The sequence below is a fragment of the Polaribacter sp. Z022 genome (assembly GCF_023555495.1).
Lineage (GTDB): Bacteria > Bacteroidota > Bacteroidia > Flavobacteriales > Flavobacteriaceae > Polaribacter.
The window spans coordinates 403,511-424,599 of the sequence record NZ_JALCZO010000002.1 but is presented as its reverse complement, the minus strand read 5'-3'; the positions used below and the strand labels follow the sequence as shown (position 1 = coordinate 424,599).

The 21,089-nt window shown below is 28.5% G+C and carries 14 protein-coding genes; 11 read left to right on the top strand and 3 right to left on the bottom strand.

Features of this window, described 5'->3' with window-relative positions; all coding sequences use genetic code 11:
- Positions 1-13: 13 nt before the first annotated feature.
- On the bottom strand, positions 14-1,210 hold the full coding sequence (gene sucC / locus MPF13_RS05645) for an ADP-forming succinate--CoA ligase subunit beta (RefSeq protein ID WP_249981357.1): 1,197 nt from the start codon (positions 1,208-1,210) through the stop codon (positions 14-16).
- A 243-nt stretch (positions 1,211-1,453) separates the two neighbouring features.
- Here sucC and MPF13_RS05640 point away from each other — a divergent pair, with 243 nt between their 5' ends.
- From MPF13_RS05640 to MPF13_RS05605, 8 genes are all read left to right on the top strand, one after another.
- Complete coding sequence (locus MPF13_RS05640) at positions 1,454-3,877, top strand: DUF5916 domain-containing protein (RefSeq protein ID WP_249981356.1); 2,424 nt, start codon at positions 1,454-1,456, stop codon at positions 3,875-3,877.
- A gap of 92 nt (positions 3,878-3,969) precedes the next feature.
- A complete protein-coding gene (locus tag MPF13_RS05635) occupies positions 3,970-4,629 on the top strand; it encodes an ABC transporter ATP-binding protein (protein WP_249981355.1) in 660 nt (219 codons plus the stop codon).
- A 47-nt stretch (positions 4,630-4,676) separates the two neighbouring features.
- Positions 4,677-5,225 carry a CPBP family intramembrane glutamic endopeptidase gene (locus MPF13_RS05630; protein WP_249981354.1) on the top strand — a complete coding sequence of 183 codons (549 nt, stop codon included), beginning with the start codon at positions 4,677-4,679 and terminating at the stop codon, positions 5,223-5,225.
- Between the two features lies 1 nt (position 5,226).
- Positions 5,227-5,991, top strand: a complete 765-nt coding sequence (locus MPF13_RS05625; RefSeq protein WP_249981353.1) for a TIGR02757 family protein — start codon at positions 5,227-5,229, stop codon at positions 5,989-5,991.
- A gap of 76 nt (positions 5,992-6,067) precedes the next feature.
- The gene (locus MPF13_RS05620; protein WP_249981352.1) at positions 6,068-8,017 is read left to right on the top strand and encodes a BatA domain-containing protein; all 1,950 of its coding nucleotides are present in this window, start codon (positions 6,068-6,070) and stop codon (positions 8,015-8,017) included.
- A complete protein-coding gene (locus tag MPF13_RS05615; RefSeq protein ID WP_249981351.1) occupies positions 8,014-9,270 on the top strand; it encodes a dihydroorotase in 1,257 nt (418 codons plus the stop codon). The genes MPF13_RS05620 and MPF13_RS05615 overlap by 4 nt, the downstream gene beginning before the upstream one ends.
- A 4-nt stretch (positions 9,271-9,274) precedes the next feature.
- A complete protein-coding gene (locus tag MPF13_RS05610; protein WP_249981350.1) occupies positions 9,275-9,601 on the top strand; it encodes a DUF4870 domain-containing protein in 327 nt (108 codons plus the stop codon).
- A 20-nt stretch (positions 9,602-9,621) separates the two neighbouring features.
- Positions 9,622-10,263: an alpha/beta hydrolase gene (locus tag MPF13_RS05605; RefSeq protein ID WP_249981349.1), complete on the top strand. Its 642-nt coding sequence runs from the start codon at positions 9,622-9,624 to the stop codon at positions 10,261-10,263.
- Positions 10,264-10,327: 64 nt separating this feature from the next.
- On the opposite strand, the gene carB is transcribed toward MPF13_RS05605, so the two are convergent.
- Positions 10,328-13,183, bottom strand: a complete 2,856-nt coding sequence (gene carB / locus MPF13_RS05600; RefSeq protein ID WP_249981348.1) for a carbamoyl-phosphate synthase large subunit — start codon at positions 13,181-13,183, stop codon at positions 10,328-10,330.
- 107 nt (positions 13,184-13,290) lie between these two features.
- Positions 13,291-13,452, bottom strand: coding sequence for a 50S ribosomal protein L34 (gene rpmH, locus MPF13_RS05595; RefSeq protein ID WP_026775082.1), 162 nt, complete (start codon positions 13,450-13,452; stop codon positions 13,291-13,293).
- Positions 13,453-13,680: 228 nt separating this feature from the next.
- Between rpmH and pyrG the strand changes: the two genes are divergently transcribed.
- The 3 genes from pyrG (at position 13,681) to MPF13_RS05580 (ending at position 21,057) form a co-directional block, all read left to right on the top strand.
- On the top strand, positions 13,681-15,294 hold the full coding sequence (gene pyrG / locus MPF13_RS05590; protein ID WP_249981347.1) for a CTP synthase: 1,614 nt from the start codon (positions 13,681-13,683) through the stop codon (positions 15,292-15,294).
- Positions 15,295-15,433: 139 nt separating this feature from the next.
- Entirely contained in the window at positions 15,434-17,320 is a 1,887-nt protein-coding gene (gene yidC / locus MPF13_RS05585; RefSeq protein ID WP_249981346.1) for a membrane protein insertase YidC, read from the top strand.
- Between the two features lie 215 nt (positions 17,321-17,535).
- On the top strand, positions 17,536-21,057 hold the full coding sequence (locus MPF13_RS05580; protein WP_249981345.1) for a hypothetical protein: 3,522 nt from the start codon (positions 17,536-17,538) through the stop codon (positions 21,055-21,057).
- Positions 21,058-21,089 lie beyond the last annotated feature (32 nt).

Here is a 21,089-nt window from a genome sequence, read left to right as displayed (position 1 = left end):
ACTAAATTGCTTATTAAGCACTTAAAACTTCAGCAACTTTATCTGCAGCTTCTTGAAATTCTGTAGCAGAAATAATTTCCATACCAGAATTATCAATCAATTCTTTTGCTTCTTTAGCGTTTGTACCTTGTAATCTACAAATAATTGGCACAGTAATTTTATCTCCCATACTCTTGTAAGCATCTACAACACCTTGTGCAACTCTGTCACAACGTACAATACCACCAAAAATATTTACTAAAATTGCTTTTACAGCTGGGTCTTTTAAAATAATACCAAAAGCAGTTTCAACTCTTGCTGCATCTGCAGTACCTCCTACATCTAAAAAGTTAGCAGGTTCTCCTCCAGATTCTTTAATTAAATCCATAGTACCCATAGCTAAACCAGCACCATTTACCATACAACCAACATTTCCATCTAAATCTACATAGTTTAATCCTGCAGCTTTAGCTTCAACCTCAATAGGGTTTTCTTCTCTTAAATCACGCATTGCTGCATAATCTTTATGTCTATATAAAGCATTTTCATCTAAAGAAACTTTAGCATCTACTGCCATAATTTTAGAATCTGATGTTTTTAATACTGGATTAATCTCAAACATAGAAGAATCAGATTTAATGTATGCAGTATATAAAGCAGTAACAAATTTTGTCATTTCTTTAAAAGCAACACCAGATAATCCTAAATTAAAAGCTACTTTACGAGCTTGAAATGGCATTAAACCTAATAAAGGATCAATTTCTTCTGTAAAAATTAAATGTGGAGTTTCTTCTGCAACAGTTTCAATATCCATTCCACCTTCAGTAGAATACATAATCATATTTTTACCTGTAGCTCTGTTTAATAAAACAGACATATAGTATTCATCTGGTTCATTTTCTCCAGGATAATATACATCTTCTGCAATTAAAACTTGATTTACTAATTTTCCTTCTGCAGATGTTTGAGGTGTAATTAACATCATTCCTAAAATATCATCAGAAATACTTTTTACTTCGTCTAAGTTTTTAGCCAACTTAACACCACCTCCTTTTCCACGACCACCTGCGTGTACTTGAGCTTTAATTACGTGCCAACCTGTACCAGTTTCTTCTGTAAGTTTTTTTGCAGCATCAACTGCTTCAGCAGGAGTACTTGCAACAATTCCTCGTTGAATTCTAACTCCGAAACTATTTAAAATTTCTTTTCCTTGATATTCGTGTAAGTTCATTTGTAAGTGTTTATTAACGGATTCAAAAATACGAATTCAATTTAAAATCCTTGCATAGTTTTCAGTAAAAAATTAATAACATTGAATTATTCGAAATTTTCATTAAGATTTTTTTAACATTCATAGAGTGTAACACTTCAAATTTTATGATGTCTTTCTTATAATTAACACGATTTTAAGAATTATCCTTCTATAGGATAGATACTTTAGCACCGTGTTTACACATAATCAACCAAAAATTATATGTTAAAAAAAACCATTTTACTACTGTTTGCAATGATAATTACATTGCAACTAACCGCACAAAACAAAGAAAATCGGAAAACAATTAAAACTAACAGAATTAAAAAAGCTCCAAAAATAGATGGTCTTTTAAATGATGATGCATGGAAAAATGCTGAATTATGTACAGACTTTGTTATTTTAAGACCAGATAATGGTAAACTTGTTTCTTCAGAATACCAAACAACAGTTAAAGTTGTTTACGATGACAATGCAGTTTATATTTCTGCACAAATGAATGATCCAGACCCAGAAGGAATTCCTCAAGAATTTGCAACTAGAGATAATTTTAGTATTGCAGATTTCTTTTTGGTTACAATAAACCCAAATGATGATGGGCAAAACCCTTTTGAATTTGTAGTACAATCTACTGGAAACCAAGGTGACTCTAAAGTTTCTAACGGTAGAGAAGATTTTAATTGGAGTGCTGTTTGGAAAAGTGCAGCAAAAATTACAGATAAAGGCTGGAATGTAGAAATGGAAATTCCATACAGAGCAATTCGTTTTGCCAATCAACCTATTCAATCTTGGGGTTTTAATTTTCATAGAAGGTTAGAAAAATTAAACCAACAACACACATGGACGCATATTGATAATTCAGTTGGTAGATGGACACAATATGATGGTTTAATTACTAATTTTAGAGATATTAAACCATCAACAAGATTAAACCTTTATCCTTATGCTTCTGCAACAACCAATGTTTTTGAAGGTGAATCTGAATTTGATTGGAGTGTTGGAATGGATGTAAAATATGGCTTATCAGAAAACTTTACATTAGACGCCACTTTAATACCAGATTTTAGTCAGGTTGGTTTTGATGATGTAGTTTTAAACCTTGGTCCTTTTGAACAACGCTTTACAGAACAAAGGCAGTTTTTTACAGAAGGAACAGAACTTTTTAATATTGGTAGATTGTTTTATTCTAGAAGAATTGGTTCTTACCCAATAGATCAATTTGATGTTTATGGAAACCTTGGAGCAGATGAAGAAGTTACAGATTACCCAAATAAAGTAACCATGTTAAATGCTGTAAAAATATCTGGTAGAACAAAAGGAGGTTTAGGAATTGGTTTTTTTAATGCTATTACAGAAAAAACCAGTGCTACCATAAAAAACACAAATACTGGTGAAATTAGAAAAGAAGTTATTGCTCCTTTTACTAATTATAATATTATGGTTTTAGACCAACAATTCAACCAAAACTCAACAATTTCATTAATAAATACAAACGTTGCAAGAGTTGGAGAATTTAGAGATGCAAACGTTACTGCTTTAGATTGGCATTTAGAAACTAAAGACAGTAAATACAATGCTGATGGTTCTGTAAAAATGAGTACTATTTCTGATGATGTAAACAACCCAAATACTGGTTACACTTTTGATAATAGTTTTGGATATAATTCAGGTCATTGGAATTGGGAAGTTGGTTATAACTTCGAAAATAAAGACTTTAACCCTAATGATTTAGGCATTTTATTTAGCAACAATCAGCAAACATTATATAGTAGTGCAGGTTGGAGAACTTTACAACCAACAAAGAATTTTAATAGATATAATTTTAATTTTTATCAACAATTAAATTATCAACATCATTCTGATATTTATACTGGTTACAATGCAGGTTTAAATTATAATGCCCAAACAAGAAATAGATTTTCTTACGGAGCTAACTTTAATTATGGCTCTAGAGAAAAAGATTTCTTTGAACCTAGACAAGGTACTACAAGTGGAGTTTATTTTATGCAACCAGAAAGAAAAAACGCAAACATCTATATCTCTACAAATTCGCAAAAAAAATTAGAACTTAACTTAAATGGGTACATTACTAGCTATAGCAACAACCCAAAACAAGGATATGGCTATAGTTTTGCTCCACGTTATCGATTTACAAATCAATTTTCATTAAGATATAGATTGAACTTTAACAAAACGAATGATGATCAAGGTTATGTAGATGAAGATGGAACCAACATTATTTTTGGAATGAGAGACAGAAAAAGTTACACAAATACAGTTTCTGGAAAATATAATTTTAGTACAAATTCTTCTCTATCTTTAAGTTTTAGACATTATTGGGGTTCAGTAAATTATAACGGTTTTTACAATTTAAATTCAGAAGGAAATTTAGATCCTAACTTAACGTATAATGGAGACAATGTCAATTTTAATAGTTGGAATTTAGATTTAAATTACATCTGGCAATTTGCTCCAGGAAGCCAATTAATTGCTTTTTATAGAAATTCTATATTTAATGAAGACACAAACTCTAATCAAAGTTTCTTTAAAAATTTAGATAATTTATTTGATCAATCTCAAAGACATACTTTTTCAGTAAGGTTTGTTTATTTTATTGATTACAATAAACTTAAAAGTATTTTTTAAAGAATAATAACACTTTTTTGTTCATTAGAAATCAGAAAACAGTAATGTGTTTTCTGATTTCTTTTTTATACATTCGTTACAAAGTTATAAATATGATAATTGGTAAAAACATTCACAAATATTTTGGGGATGTACAGGTTTTAAAAGGAGTAAACTTACACATAAAAAAAGGCGAAATTGTTGCTATTGTCGGTCCTTCTGGAGCAGGAAAAACAACTTTACTCCAAATTTTAGGTACGTTAGACAAACCTATTAAAGAAGAAAACTTCGAATTATCTTTAAATGATATTTCTCTAAAAGACTTAGCAGACAAAGAATTATCTTCTTTTAGAAATAATCATATTGGTTTTATTTTTCAATTTCATCAATTACTACCAGAATTTACAGCATTAGAAAATGTATGTATACCTGCATTTATTGCAAAAAAATCAAAAAATGAAACTGAAAAAAAAGCCAAAGAATTATTAGCCTTTTTAGGATTGTCTCACAGAATAAACCATAAACCCAATGAACTTTCTGGAGGTGAACAACAAAGAGTAGCTGTTGCTAGAGCTTTAATTAATAACCCTTCAGTAATTTTAGCTGATGAACCAAGTGGAAATCTTGATAGTGAATCTGCAAAGAATCTACATGAACTATTTTTTAAACTTAGAGACGAGTTTGGACAAACTTTTGTTATCATTACACACAATGAAGAATTAGCTAATATGGCAGACAGAAAGCTAACCATGAAAGATGGAATAATAATTTAATGTGTAACATTTTTGGTTTTAAAACAACTAATCATCAAACATTAATTATGAAAGAAACTTTTTTTAACCTAGTTACTTATTTAAAAAACCCTATTTTAGAAAAGGATTCAAATACAGATTTAAAATATCGATTTAAAATATTTTTTCATATTCTTATTATATCTGTTGCAACAGGCTTAATCATCTCTCCTATTTTTGCATTAATACACGAATTACAATGGGTTAACATGGAAAACCATCAGGTGGAAGAAATGTTTAAAGGAATGGGGGTTTTTCAAATGATATTATTAGGAGCAATTATAGTTCCTATTATTGAAGAATTAATTTTTAGAGGACCTATTACTAGTTTTAAAAAGCCAAACTCTTTTAAATTTGGTTTTTATTTTTTTGCATTAGTATTCGGTTTTATACATATTTCTAATTTTGAAATGACTAAAAACGTATTAATATTATCGCCAATATTAGTTTTACCTCAATTACTTTTAGGAGGTTATTTTGGCTATATTAGAGTTCGTTTTGGTTTGCAATGGTCTATGCTAATGCATGGAACTTATAATGGTTTATTTATATTATTAGGAACACTCTCAGAATTTTAAAATGACAAAATCTGAACTTAAAGAATTTTTAGATGAAAAGGTTGTTTTATACAACAATCCTAAGTTTATAGAATCAGATCCTATTCAAATTCCACATCAATTTTCAAAAAAAGAAGATATAGAAATAGCAGCTTTTTTAACTGCAACCATTTCTTGGGGAAACAGAAAAATGATTATTAAAAATGCTTATAAAATGATGGAATTGTTAGATAATTCTCCTCATGATTTCATTTTAAACCATCAAAAAACCGATTTAAATACTTTTGATAGCTTTGTACATAGAACATTTAATTCAATAGATTTAAAACAGTTTATAAAGTCTCTACAGCACATATACTACAATTATAATGGCTTAGAAAATGTTTTAGCAATAAATCATAAAGAAACAACTTACAAAAATGCAATTCATAACTTAAAAAATGTGTTTTTTGAAGTAGAACATCAAACAAGAACTCAAAAACATATATCAGATCCTTTAAAAAACTCTGCTGCAAAACGTATTAATATGTTTTTACGTTGGATGGTAAGAAATGATAAAAGTGGTGTAGATTTTGGAATTTGGAAAACTCACAATCCTGCAAACTTATCTTGCCCTTTAGATGTACATTCTGGAAATGTTGCCAGAAAATTAAAACTACTTTTAAGAAAACAAAACGATTGGAAAGCACTTTCTGAATTAGATATTAATTTAAGAAAATTAGATAAAAACGATCCTGTTAAATATGATTTTGCCCTTTTTGGTTTGGGTGTTTTTGAAAAGTTTTAATTAGTAGTTAACAACAATATTGTTCTTTATTTTTTTTATGATAAATTAGTGTTTTTAAATTTATATATAAAAATAAATGCAGTTTAAAAATCCTGAAGTTTTATACTTTTTATCACTACTAATTATTCCGATTTTAGTGCATTTATTTCAGTTGCAAAAATTTGTAAAAACAGCTTTTACCAATGTTGCTTTTTTAGAAAAAATAACCCTACAAACTCGCAAAAGTTCACGCTTAAAAAAGTGGCTAATTTTAGCTTCTAGATTGCTATTATTTTTTGCGATAGTTTTTGCATTTTCTCAACCTTATTTTAGCAATAAAAAAGCAGATGAAAAACAACATAATTTTATATATTTAGACAATTCTCTAAGCACAAATACCAAAGGAGAAAAAGGTAATTTACTACAAATTTCTGCTCAAGAAATTATTGAAAATGTTTCAGAAAAAGATGTATATTCGCTTCAAACAAATTCTAATTTTTACAGTAAAATTTCTAAAAGTGAGTTAAAAAACATCTTACTAAACTTAAAAGAAACTACAAAAAAAATAGATTTATCTTCAGTTTTGTTAAAATTCAAGAACAAAACAACAGATAAAATAAAAGCTTCAAATAAAACAATATTAATTTCTGATTTTCAGAATACTTACAAAAACAAGTTTACAAATGTAACACCTCCTTTTTCTGCAATAAAACTAGAATCTTCTATAAAAAACAATATTTCTATTGATAGTGTTTTTATTACTAACACAAGTTCTAACAATTTTACTCTAAATGTAGTTTTAAAAAATCAAGGCAACTTAAAAAACAAAATTCCTATTGCCATTTACAACAACTCAAAACTAATAAGTAAACTTACCTCCTCTTTAAAAAAAGACTCTGAAAAAACAATTGAATTCAAAATTCAAAACCAAGAAGAATTTAACGGAAAAATTGAAGTGAATTTTAGCGATACTTTTTCTTTTGACAACACTTTTTATTTTACTATAAAAAACAACAAAAAAACAAATATTTTAACCATAGGAAATCAGGCAGATTTTTTATCAAAAATCTTCACTAAAAATGAATTTAATTTTACAAATTCTACACTACAAAACATCAACTATAATTCTCTCTTAAAACAGCAACTCATTATTTTAAATGAGCTTAAAAATGTTCCTGAAATTTTATCAAAAAGGTTAATTGAATTTTCTAACAATGGAGGTGATTTAGCAATTATTCCAAATGAAAATTTAAACCTAAAATCTTACAATTCATTTTTTCAAAAATTAAAAATCGGGAAATTAAGACCCCAAAAAAATGATAGCTTAAAAATTACAAACATCAACTTTAAGCATCCTTTTTTTACAAATGTCTTTTCAAAAAAAGTTACAAACTTCCAATATCCTTTTACTAAAAACCACTACCCTATTTCCCCTATAAAAAGTAGTAAAATAATTTCTTTTGAAGACAATAGTTCATTTATCAATTTAACAAAAAAAGGAGAAAGTAACATTTATTGGATTTCTAGTTCTTTAAATAAAAAGAACAGTAATTTTACAAATTCACCTTTAATTGTTCCTGTGTTTTATAATTTCGGAAAACAAAGTTTTAAACACTCTCAATTGTTTTACAGAATTAATTCTGACAATAAAATTGATGTAAACACAAAAATCAACAAAGATCAAGTTTTAAAAATATCTAATTCAGAGTACACTTTTATACCTCTTCAACAAAAAACACAAAGCAAAGTAAGTTTAACATTAGATAAAAAACACTTAAAAGCTGGATTTTATAATATTTTAAACGCTAATGACACCATTCAAAAAATAGCTTTTAATTACCCTAAAGAAGAAAGTTCTTTAAACTTTTTAGATTTAAACGAACTTAAAAAAGAAAACTCAAATATTACTATATCTTCTTCTATTGCAGATACTTTTAATAAAATCAACAAAAAAAATGAAGTTCATTGGCTTTGGAAATGGTTTTTAGCGTTGGCAATTGTATCTTTGCTTTTAGAAATTTTGATTTTAAAATTCTATAAACCATGACTACGCTTTTAAAATCGGCAACGATTATAGACACTTCAAGCCCTTATCATAACCAACAAAAAGACATTTTAATTCACAATGGAATTATCCAAGAAATTGCTGACTCAATTAATAGCAATGACGATTATAATGTTGTTAATTTAGAAAATTTACACGTTTCTTGTGGTTGGTTTGACACCAGTGTTTCTCTTGGAGAACCAGGTTTTGAAGAAAGAGAAACCATTAAAAAAGGCTTAGAAGTTGCTGCTAAAAGCGGTTTTACAACTGTTGCAGTTAACCCAAACTCTAACCCAATTATTGACAATAAAGCTTCTGTTGAATTTCTACTAAACCAAGCAAATGGTTTTGCTACAAACTTATACCCTATTGCTGCTTTAACGCAAAAAAGTAAAGGTGTAGAAATGGCAGAATTGTATGACATGCAACAATCTGGAGCAATAGCTTTTGGTGATTACAACAAACCTGTTGAAAACGATAATCTATTAAAAATTGCACTTTTATATGCTCAAAATTTTGATGGCTTAGTATTAAGTTTTCCTAAAAACAATTCTATTGCTGGAGAAGGAATTGCAAACGAAGGTGTAAATAGCACAAAATTAGGGTTGAAAGGAAATCCTGCTTTAGCAGAAGAAATTCAAATTGCAAGAGACTTATTTTTATTAGAATATACTGGAGGAAGACTACATATTCCTACAATAACTACAGGAAAATCTGTTGCCCTAATAAAAGAAGCAAAAAAGAAAGGATTAAACGTAACCTGTAGTGTTACTGCACATCATTTAACGCTTTCTGATGATGAATTACATGGGTTTGATAGCAACTTTAAAATAAACCCTCCATTAAGAACAAATAGCGATGTAAAAAGCTTGCAAGAAGGAATAAAATCTGGTGTAATTGATATAATTACTTCAGATCACAACCCAATTGATATTGAACATAAAAAATTAGAGTTTAGTGAAGCAAAAGACGGAACCATTGGTTTTGAAAGCGCTTTTGGTGCAATTAATTCTGTTTTAGAACTAAACGATTTTATAGAAAACTTAACAAGTAAACCTAAATCAGTATTTGGTTTAGAAAATTACTCAATTATAGAAAACAATAAAGCAGAAATTACTTTATTTAACCCAGAAAATTCATACGTTTTTACTAAAAAAGATATTTTATCTACTTCTAAAAACAGTGCTTTTTTAGATAAAAAATTAAAAGGGAAAGCTTATGGAATTTACGCTAACAATCAACTAATATTAAACTAAATACATGGAAAATCAAACAGTAAACGAAGGAAAAACTACAGCAATTATTAGTTATATAACTATTATTGGTACTGTAGCAGCATTAATTATGAATAGTAGCAAGAAAAATTCTTTTGCTAGTTTTCATATTAGACAAATGATAGGTTTAGTAGGTTTAGGCTTAGTTAACCAATATGTTATTACAAAATTTCTTGGAGGTACAATAGGAATGGTTATAGCTGTAATACTTTTTGTTTTATGGGTTATTGGTTTTATTGGAGCTGTAAAAGGTGAAGAAAAAAGCATTCCATTATTAGGAGACCAATTTCAAGAATGGTTTAAAAGCATATAACTACAAAACACCAAAATTTAATGAGCGATTTACACTACCTAGTAAGGCAACCAGTTAAAGAAGTTAAAAATCCGCCTTTATTAGTATTATTACATGGGTATGGAAGTAATGAACAAGATTTATTTTCGTTTGCAAGTGAACTACCAGATGAATTATTAATTATTAGCGCTCAAGCTCCATATTCTATGGGATTTGGTAGCTATGCTTGGTATGCTATTAATTTTGACGAAATTAATGGTAAGTTTTCTGATTTGGAACAAGCAAAAGAATCAATTGATAAAATTGTAGTTTTTATTGATGAAATAAAAACAAAATACAATACAAACCCTGAAAAAACATTTTTATTAGGTTTTAGTCAAGGTGCAATTTTAAGCTATTCTTTAAGTTTCTTTTATCCAAACAAAGTTCAAAATGTAATTGCTTTAAGTGGTTATATAAATTCAGATTTATTACCTACTTCTTTTTCAAAAGAAATAAAAACCGATTATTATTGTTCTCATGGTTCTGTAGATCAAGTTTTACCAGTAGAATGGGCTAGAAATTCTAAACCTTTTTTAGATAATTTAGGTTTACAAAATGTCTATTCTGAATATCCTGTTGGACATGGAGTTGCTCCACAAAACTTTTATAGTTTTAAAACCTGGATTGAAGATAGATTATAAAAAAATATTTAACACAAAAAAAAGCATCCAAAATTGGATGCTTTTTTTTATCATTAAATTTATATTACTTACTCAAGTACATTTTTCTTCTTGAATATAAGTCATAAAAATCATCATCTTTTAAACTATCTATAAATAAGATACTTTCTCCAGTAGATTTCATTTCTGGTCCTAGTTTCTTATTAACATTTGGAAATTTATTAAAAGAGAAAACAGGTTGCTTAATTGCAAAACCATCTAATTGAGGGTTAAAAGCAAAATCTGTTACTTTCTTTTCTCCTAACATTACTTTAGTTGCATAGTTTACATAAGGTTCTTTGTAAGCTTTAGCTATAAAAGGAACTGTTCTTGATGCTCTTGGGTTAGCTTCAATTATATAAACGGTATCATCTTTAATTGCAAACTGAATATTAATTAAACCTACAGTTTTTAACTCTCTAGCAATTGTATGAGTATGGTCTTTAATTTGTTGCATTACAAATTCACCTAAATTAAATGCAGGTAAAGTTGCATTTGAATCTCCAGAGTGAATTCCACAAGGCTCAATATGTTCCATAATTCCGATGATATAAACATTACCATCAGCATCACAAATTGCATCAGCTTCAGCTTCTATTGCACCATCTAAATAATGATCTAATAATAGTTTATTATTTGGCATTCTACCTAATAAATCAACTACATGTTTAATCAATTCTTCTTTATTAATTACAATTTTCATTCCTTGTCCTCCTAATACATAAGAAGGTCTTACTAAAATTGGGAAATCTAATTGATCTGCTAAAGCTAAAGCTTCATCTGCAGTTTCTGCGATTCCAAATTCTGGATAAGGAATTTTATTGTCTTTTAACATTGCAGAGAATCTTCCTCTATCTTCAGCAATATCTAAAGCTTCAAAAGAAGTACCAATAATTTTAATTCCGTAATTAGTTAATTTTTCTGCTAATTTTAAAGCTGTTTGCCCTCCTAATTGAACAATAACACCTTCTGGTTTTTCATGACGAATAATATCATAAATATGTTCCCAAAAAACTGGCTCAAAATATAATTTATCTGCAGTATCAAAATCCGTAGAAACAGTTTCTGGATTACAGTTAATCATAATTGTTTCATAACCACATTCTGCAGCCGCTAAAACACCATGAACACAACAGTAATCAAACTCAATTCCTTGACCAATTCTGTTTGGTCCAGAACCTAAAACAATAATTTTCTTTTTATCTGTAACTATACTTTCGTTTGCAATAGTTATTTCTCCATCTGCAGTTTCAATTTCACTTTCAAAAGTTGAGTAATAATAAGGCGTTTTTGCAGTAAATTCTGCAGCACAAGTATCAACTAACTTATAAACTCTCTGAACCTTTAACTCTTCTCTTTTAGTGTAAACTTCACTTTCTAAACACTTAAGCATGTGTGCAATTTGCCTATCACCATACCCTTTTTGTTTAGCTTCTAACAACAATTCTCTATCAATAGTATCAATAGTATATGTAGAAATTTCTTTTTCTAATTGGAATAACTCTTCATATTGTTTTAAATACCACATATCTATTTTAGTGATATCATAAATCTTACTTAAAGGAATTCCCATTGCTATAGCATCGTAAATTGCAAAAACACGATCCCAACTTGCATTGGTTAATTTGTCTATAATTTGATTATAATCTGTATAACCTTTTCCATCTGCACCTAAACCATTTCTCTTGATTTCTAAAGATTGAGTTGCTTTGTGTAATGCTTCTTGAAAAGAACGTCCAATTCCCATTACTTCTCCAACAGCCTTCATTTGTAAACCTAAAGTTCTATCTGAACCTTCAAATTTATCAAAATTCCAACGAGGTATTTTTACAATTACATAATCTAATGTAGGCTCAAATAAAGCAGAAGTAGACTTTGTAATTCCGTTTTCTAATTCATCTAAAGAATAACCAATAGCTAATTTTGTTGCAACTTTTGCAATAGGATATCCTGTTGCTTTAGAAGCTAATGCAGATGAACGAGAAACACGAGGATTAATTTCAATTGCAATAATATCTTCTTTTTCATCAGGAGAAACTGCAAACTGAACATTACATCCACCTTCAAAATCTCCAATAGAACGCATCATTTTTATAGCCATGTCACGCATTTTCTGAAAAGTAGTATCAGAAAGTGTCATAGCAGGTGCAACAGTAATAGAATCTCCAGTATGAATTCCCATTGGATCCATATTTTCGATAGAACAGATAATCACAACATTATCATTCTTATCTCTTAACAATTCTAATTCATACTCTTTCCATCCCATCATTGCTTTATCAATCATCACCTCATGAATTGGTGATGCTTCTAAACCTCTACTTAATAATTCGTCAAAATCTTTTGGGTCATATACAATTGAAGCTCCTGCCCCACCTAAAGTATATGAAGAACGAATTACTAATGGAAATCCGAATTCTTGTGCAATTTCTTTTCCTTTTAAGAATGATGTTGCTGTAGCTTGAGGCGCCATTGGCACATCAATCTTTAACATTAATTCTCTAAATTGCTCTCTATCTTCTGTAATATTAATAGCGTCAATATCTACACCTATTAATTTTACATTAAAATCTTCCCAAATTCCTTTATCATCTGCCTCAATACATAAGTTCAACGCAGTTTGCCCACCCATTGTTGGTAAAACAGCATCAATTTGAGGATGTTCTTTTAAAATTTGAATAATAGACTTTGTTGTTAATGGCAACAAATACACATGATCAGCCATTGATGGGTCTGTCATAATTGTTGCTGGATTCGAATTAATTAAGATTGTTTCGATTCCATCTTCTCTTAAAGATCTTAATGATTGTGAACCAGAATAATCAAATTCACAAGCTTGCCCAATAACAATTGGTCCAGATCCGATAATTAAAACTGATTTAAGGTCTTCTCTTTTTGGCATTGTAAGTTGTTGTGTTGTTTAGTGATACAAAAATAGTTAGTGGTTGGATATAAAAAAAGGTGTTACTTAAAAAAAGCAACACCTTATATTAACAAATTGTTAATCATTTATTTTTTATGTCTAGTTTCAGATGAAACAGAAATTTTCTTTCTTCCTTTTGCTCTTCTACGAGCTAATACTTTTCTACCATTAGCAGAAGCCATTCTTTCCATGAAACCATGTTTGTTTCTTCTCTTTCTCTTTGATGGTTGGTACGTTCTTTTTGGCATTATGTGTATTTTTAAAAGTCTTCTTTATTATTTTTTATTGCTCAACAAATTTTACCTCGTTTAAAGCGTGTGCAAATATACAACTGTTTTTAATTATGGCAAATACTATTTCAAAAAAAATTAAAATATTTTTTGCAGCTACAAAAATACATTTTTTATAAATCTTTTACCCTTTTTTATTTGACATAAATTTTAGAGTTAGTACTTTTGCGCAAACCTAAGAATACCATGAATAATACAAAGTACGTTTTTGTAACAGGAGGCGTAACATCATCACTTGGAAAAGGAATTATTGCAGCTTCTTTAGCTAAATTACTACAGCAAAGAGGTTTTTCTGTAACCATCCAAAAACTAGACCCATACATTAATATAGACCCAGGAACTTTAAATCCGTACGAACATGGAGAATGTTATGTTACAGATGATGGGGCTGAAACTGATTTAGACTTAGGTCATTATGAGCGTTTTTTAAACATTCCAACAAGTCAGGCAAATAATGTTACAACTGGTAGAATTTATCAATCTGTAATAAACAAAGAACGTAAAGGTGAGTTTTTAGGAAAAACGGTACAAGTTATTCCTCATATTACTGATGAAATTAAACGTAGAATTCAAATTTTAGGTGAAACTGGTGATTATGATATTGTAATTACTGAAATTGGAGGAACTGTTGGTGATATTGAATCTTTACCATATGTAGAGTCTGTAAGACAAATGTTGTGGGAAAAAGGAGAAGAAAACGCAATTGTTATTCATTTAACTCTAGTTCCTTATTTAGCTGCTGCAGGAGAATTAAAAACCAAACCAACACAACACTCTGTAAAAATGTTAATGCAAAGTGGTGTTAGTCCAGACATATTAGTTTGTAGAACAGAACATGAAATTTCTGACGATATAAAACGTAAACTAGCATTATTTTGTAATGTTAAGAAAGAAGACGTTATACAATCTATAGATGCAGACACTATTTATGACGTACCTAACTTAATGTTAGAACAAGGTTTAGATGAAGTTGTCTTGAAAAAATTTAACTTATCTACAGATAAACAACCAGAATTAAAAATTTGGAATGAGTTTGTAGAAAAACATAAAAACCCAAAAACTGAAGTAGAGATTGCTTTAATTGGTAAATATATTGAATTGCAAGATTCTTATAAATCTATTACTGAAGCTTTTATTCATGCAGGTTCTACTCATGAAACTAAAGTTAAAGTACGTTGGGTACACTCAGAAAGTTTAACTCCTAAAAATGCTGAAAAGAAATTAAAAGGTGTAAACGGTATTTTGGTAGCTCCAGGTTTTGGTGATAGAGGTATTGAAGGTAAAATTAGAGCTGTAAGATATGCAAGAGAAAACAATATTCCTTTTTTCGGAATTTGTTTAGGAATGCAAATGGCAGTAATAGAATACTCTAGAAATGTTCTTGGTTTAGAAAGTGCAAGTTCTACTGAAATGAACAAAAGCACTAAAGATCCAGTAATTAATTTAATGGAAAGCCAAAAAGATGTTACTGATAAAGGTGGTACAATGCGTTTAGGAGCATGGGATTGTGAGTTAAAAAGAGATTCTAAAATATATAAAGCTTATAATTCTGAATTGATTAGCGAACGTCATAGACATCGTTATGAATTTAACAATGCTTATTTAGAACAAATTGAAGCTGCAGGTCTTAAAGCTACTGGTATTAACCCTAAAACAGGATTGGTAGAAGTAGTAGAAATACCAGAACATCCTTGGTTTGTTGGTGTACAATATCACCCAGAATATAAGAGTACAGTTTTAAATCCACATCCATTATTTGTAGATTTTATTAAAGCTGCACTAAAACAATCAAAAAAATAATTTCGGAATACTATTTGAACTATAATAGGTTACTAAAATAAAGCAGTAAAAAAGAAAAAAAAACTGCTTTTTCACTACATTTGTCGCGTTTTTATCAAGAAATTTTTCTGATTTAATGACAAAATGACAATTAATAAATATGGAACAAAAAAAATTCGACCTCAATTCTTTTATTGGAATGATTTTATTAGCTGGTATCGCCTTTTGGTGGATAAACTCTAATAAACCTGATGAAACTATAGACACTTCTACAAAAACTGAACAAGTTGTAGACGCTACAAAAAACACTTCTAACACAATTACAGAAAAAACATTACCTGTTTTTGCTAACGATTCTTTAAAACAAGTTGCTTTTACTAATAAGTTGGGTTCTTTTGCTCAAAGTGCTATTAATGGTACAGAAGGAACTTCTGTTTTAGAAAACGAATTGGTAAAATTAACTATTAGCAATAAAGGAGGACAAATTATAGAAGCTCAAATTAAGAATTATAAAACTCATGATTCTTTACCTTTATATATGATAAAAGATAAAAATGCATCTTTTAACATTAACTTTAGTACTACAGAAAACAGAACTTTAAATACAACAGATTTATTTTTTGATCCAACAATTTCTAAAAACGGAGAAAACACTATAGTTTCTATGAAACTAAAAGTTTCTGATACTCAATTTTTAGAATATAGATATGAAATGAAACCAAATGAGTATATGGTAAATTTTGCTATACGCTCTCAAGGTTTAAGTAATATAATTAACTCTTCTACTCCTATTAATTTAGACTGGACTTTAAATGGTTACAGACATGAAAAAAGTATAAAAACAGAGAATACAATGTATTCTTATTATTACTTTAAATCTGAAGGAGAAGTAGATTACTTAAATGCAGGAAAATCTGATGTTATAAATGATGTAGATTGGGTAGCTTATAAGCAACATTTCTTTTCTTCAAACTTATTAACAGATACTCCTTTTAATAATGCTACTGTAACATCTACAGACTTAGTAAAAAATGAAGAGTTAGATACTATTTACACTAAAAAGTTTGAGTTAAAAACTCCTTTAGCACTTTCTAATGGAGAATTAAATTATAACATGAAATGGTATTATGGCCCAAGTGACTATAATTTATTAAAAACTTTTGAAGGGACAGATTTAGACCAAACTGCAGATTTAGGTTGGGGAATTTTTGGTTTCTTAAACAGAACTATATTTTACCCTGTATTTAATTTCTTAAAAGGATTTTTATCTAACTACGGATTAATTATAATTTTAATGACAATTGTTGTTAGAATTATTATGTCTCCACTAGTTTATAAATCATATTTATCTAGTGCAAAAATGAAGGTTATTAGACCTGAATTAACAGCATTAAATGAAAAATATCCAGGAAAAGAAAACGCTATGAAGCGTCAGCAAGAAACCATGGCTATTCAAAGAAAAGCTGGTGTTAGTATGTTATCTGGTTGTATACCTGCATTATTACAAATGCCTGTATTCTTTGCATTATTTAAATTTTTTCCAACAAACTTATCTTTAAGACAAGAAAACTTTTTATGGGCAAATGACTTATCATCTTATGATATGATTTACAAACTGCCTTTTAGCATTCCTTTTTATGGAGACCATGTAAGTTTATTTCCAATATTAGCTTCTGTAGCAATTTTCTTTTACATGAAAATGAATCAAAGTCAGCAAGCAAATATGCAAGCACCTACACAAGAAGGTATGCCAGATATGAGCAAAATGATGAAGTACATGATTTACTTCTCTCCTATTATGATGTTATTTTTCTTTAATAATTATGCAAGTTCTTTAAGTTTATATTATTTTATTTCTAACTTACTTACTATTGCAATTATGTTAGTTATTAAAAATTATGTAATTGATGAAGACAAAATTCATGCACAAATAGAAGAAAACAAAAAGAAGCCAGAAAAAGCAAAAAGTAAATTCCGTCAAAGAATAGACGATGCTATGAAACAAGCGCAAGAACAACAAGCACAACAGAAAAAAGGGAAAAGATAATTTTCTATACTTTTTATAAATTTATAAAACCGAAACTTAATTGTTTCGGTTTTTTTATTTATAAACCTTACATTCTATTAATTAATCCAAAATGGAAATGCTATTTATTGACTTTTAATAATAAAAACACGAACTTCGCTAACGACTGATATAAGTTATTTAAACCAAGGTTTATCAGTGTAAGTTGTGCCTAATATAGAAGAACATCCCCGAATATGATAGAAATCCTGAATAATCACTGTAATAAAGAAAACGGATTATTATTATTTAACCCACCTACTGGTTCTGGAAAAACTCATACAGTTCTAACTTGGATTTTTGAAAATTACAAAAATTATTGTAAAGAAAATAGAAAGATATTTTTTGTAACAAACCTCAAAAAAAATCTTCCTTTTGATGAATTAAGAGACGATTTTTTTATACCTCAAAAGAAGCTTCAAGAATTTGAGAAAGATATTTCGTTTTTAGACTCAAACTCTAATTGTTTAATTAAGCGTTTTCAAGATGTCGAAAACTCTATAAACGACTATTTCAAAAACCACAAAGTTTTTTATTCTATCAAAAGTAATGTTACTGAAATCAAAAACAACGAAAAGAATAATTCATTAAAAGTATATGTTTCAAAACTTAAAGATGAACTTAGAACCGATTTTGAACCAAAGTTTAGGAGAATAATTGAAAAGTATTTAAAAGACAATTTCAATAATAGACAAGAACGAATTAAAGCAATACAAACCAGTGATGACCTAAAATGGATTGGCGAACTTTATCCTGCTGTTTTTACATCAAAAAGAAAAGTATTTTTCTTAAGTATTGATAAATTCTATCATAAAAATAGTACGTTAGTAGAACCATCTTATTCTTTCTTAGAAAATGACTTGACAAAAGATGCAATTATTTTCATAGATGAATTTGATGCTACAAAAGACAACATTCTCAAAAATATTATTGAGAAAGGAAAAAAACAACGAATTGATTTCATTCATCTTTTTACAGAAATTTATTGGGCACTATCAAAAAATGTTTTCCCTCAAAAATTCATAACACACTCAGAAAAAAGACAAGAATTAATTGATAATAATTATGGCTTACCACTTCACGACATACAAGAAGTCTTATTAAAAAAATCAGAAGAAATTGTAACCAAATATCAACTTGACTACAGCTTTAAAACCCAAAATCACGAAAATGAAAACATAAATCAAAGAAATTTATTGTTTCACGATTTTCAATATCATTCTGTTTATCGAAACGATAAAAGATTTATTCGTTTGAATAAAAACAAATCATCTAAAACAAATGAAATAATTTTTGAAGACACAAAACCCAAAAGCGAAAGTATGGTTCATTTATTGAACCAAATAAAAGGCTTTGTAAATTATTTTAGTGGAGTGTTAAAAAGTATTGCAGAAAATTATCAGCAACTTGAAACACAAGAAAGAGAAAGCAACCCAAGAAGAGCTGAATTCACATTTGATTTAGCATTAAGCACTGTTATTGAGGAGTTTGGTTTAGATTCTAAATACAAGAACTTTTTAATCGATAATATTTTAAGTGCTAGAGAAAAACCAACAAAAAGCAAAAACGGAAAAACCGAACTTAATTATGATTTGAGTGTTTATGAAAATGGTTTTAGGTATTATGATTTTGTAGATGATGATTCTCATCAATCAAAAACAAAAACATTCATATACAGTTTCCAAAATACACCTGAAAAGTTTTTGTTAAAGCTTGCTGAAAAATCAAAGGTCATAGGAATTTCTGCAACTGCACTAGTAAAAACGGTTACAGGTAATTACGACATTACCTATTTTAAAAGACAACTTGGTTCAAAATTTATAGAACTAAATAATGAAGAAAATAAAATTCTAACTGATTTATTTAATGAACAGAATAAATACTATTCTAAAACAAAAATTCAAACAAAGTGGTTAGGATTTAACAATCTCGAATCAGATTTCGAAAATTTATTAGGGAGTAAAGAACTTTCAAGAGAAATTATTTCTAAAATAAAATCTAAAAACTCAAAAATAACTGAATATCTTTTTAACCGTTATTTAAAAATATCCTATGCATTCAAGCAGTTTTTAATTCAAGATGATATTAAAGGTTTTCTTTGCTTATTAAATAAAGAACCAAAATGGAACGACAAAGCTCTTGACTTATCTATTTTGGAAGAAATATTTGAAATACTAATTGAAGAAAACAATTTTGTTAACGAATTCATAATCAATGACAAATTTAAGGTTAAAAATGCCTACACTGTTATAAACAGTAACGACTTTGATAACAAAAAACAAGACTTTATAGAACGACTTGAAAGTGGAAAAAAAGTCTTTATAATCTCTATGTATCAAACTATGGGAGCTGGTCAAAACTTACAGTTCATAGCACCAAACCCAAACAAACTTATTAATGTTAGGAGTGAGAAATTATTCGACTGGAACACCAAAGAAAAGACTGATATTAATGCTATTTATTTAGACAAACCAACACATATTATACAGCAAGTTAATAAGGATTTTAATGAAGAAGGCTTTATTAAATATCTTTTTCAATTAGAATTTTTAACACAAGTTGGTATCATTTCCATACATCAATTAAACACAGAAGTTACTAGAGCCTTTAAGCATTTGTTAGCTTCTTTTAACACCAAAGAGGATTTAGGTAAGCCAAAAGTTAATCTTTATCAAGACGAAAACATAAAACAACACTACGCTAAATACATCATTCAAGCCATTGGAAGAATATGTAGAACTAATTTGAAAGCACCAAATATTTATGTTTATGCCGATAAAGAATTAGATAAGTTGATTTGCAATTTTGATACAGAAAACAATTTAGTCTTGAATGAATTTAAAGAGTTGGTTAACTCTAGTAAACAACAAATAAAAACACAACAGCAAACAGATTCAAAATTTAAAAATCTTGCTACTGCAACCAATAAAAAAGTTCATTCTATAATTCAAAAATTTATATCCAATGAAGGATGGGGTTGGAATGAAAAACGAGTAAAAGAATGGGAAAAGCTAAGAGAAATGTGTTTGCGTTTCCCAACAATATCAGAACAAGAAATAAATGATTTGAATTTAAATCGAATTTTAGATTTATATATTGAATTACCAAAAGCAACAAATAAATACCATTTTGAGCTAAAAAAATCGGATTACCCTAATGATTTCAAGAATATTATTGTTGATTTCAAGTCTAATAATGGAAGTCAAATTTCTTCTGAAACTGCAAGACTAAATGAATTATTAGAAATAGATGGAGTGAAAAACCTTTTTGATGAAAAGAAATGGGCAAAATCATTCAAAACCAATAAATATATCATTCCACCTGTTATGTTCAACAATATTTACAAAGGAGCTTTAGGCGAACAAATAGGTAAATTCATTTTTGAAAAACATTTTGGTATTCAACTTGAAGAACTGCCAACAGAGAATTATGAAGTTTTTGATTACAAAATATTAGGCACTAACATATATGTCGATTTCAAACATTGGAAAGAAACAACAGAAATTAGTTTTGATAATCAAGAATCTAAAATCAGAAAGAAACTAGAAAAAGTACAAGGTGATAAAGTATTTATTATGAATATTCTCTCTGCCAACGAATGGCAAACTGTTAAATCTACTGATGGAAAAATAGTTGAAGTTCCGTTCTTATGGAATTCACAAACAAAGGAGTTAAATCATTCAATTTTAAAAGAGATTAACACTTATGCAAACTTGTAAAACAAATCAATTAAACATACGATTTAACTTTC

Coding starts and splice junctions, on each gene's coding strand:
- MPF13_RS05630 (WP_249981354.1), top strand. CDS start 4,677: ATGAAAGAAACTTTTTTTAACCTAGTTACTTATTTAAAAAACCCTATT.
- carB (WP_249981348.1), bottom strand. CDS start 13,183: ATGCCAAAAAGAGAAGACCTTAAATCAGTTTTAATTATCGGATCTGGA.
- MPF13_RS05635 (WP_249981355.1), top strand. CDS start 3,970: ATGATAATTGGTAAAAACATTCACAAATATTTTGGGGATGTACAGGTT.
- MPF13_RS05580 (WP_249981345.1), top strand. CDS start 17,536: ATGATAGAAATCCTGAATAATCACTGTAATAAAGAAAACGGATTATTA.
- MPF13_RS05610 (WP_249981350.1), top strand. CDS start 9,275: ATGGAAAATCAAACAGTAAACGAAGGAAAAACTACAGCAATTATTAGT.
- sucC (WP_249981357.1), bottom strand. CDS start 1,210: ATGAACTTACACGAATATCAAGGAAAAGAAATTTTAAATAGTTTCGGA.
- MPF13_RS05620 (WP_249981352.1), top strand. CDS start 6,068: ATGCAGTTTAAAAATCCTGAAGTTTTATACTTTTTATCACTACTAATT.
- rpmH (WP_026775082.1), bottom strand. CDS start 13,452: ATGCCAAAAAGAACGTACCAACCATCAAAGAGAAAGAGAAGAAACAAA.
- MPF13_RS05605 (WP_249981349.1), top strand. CDS start 9,622: ATGAGCGATTTACACTACCTAGTAAGGCAACCAGTTAAAGAAGTTAAA.
- MPF13_RS05640 (WP_249981356.1), top strand. CDS start 1,454: ATGTTAAAAAAAACCATTTTACTACTGTTTGCAATGATAATTACATTG.
- MPF13_RS05615 (WP_249981351.1), top strand. CDS start 8,014: ATGACTACGCTTTTAAAATCGGCAACGATTATAGACACTTCAAGCCCT.
- MPF13_RS05625 (WP_249981353.1), top strand. CDS start 5,227: ATGACAAAATCTGAACTTAAAGAATTTTTAGATGAAAAGGTTGTTTTA.
- pyrG (WP_249981347.1), top strand. CDS start 13,681: ATGAATAATACAAAGTACGTTTTTGTAACAGGAGGCGTAACATCATCA.
- yidC (WP_249981346.1), top strand. CDS start 15,434: ATGGAACAAAAAAAATTCGACCTCAATTCTTTTATTGGAATGATTTTA.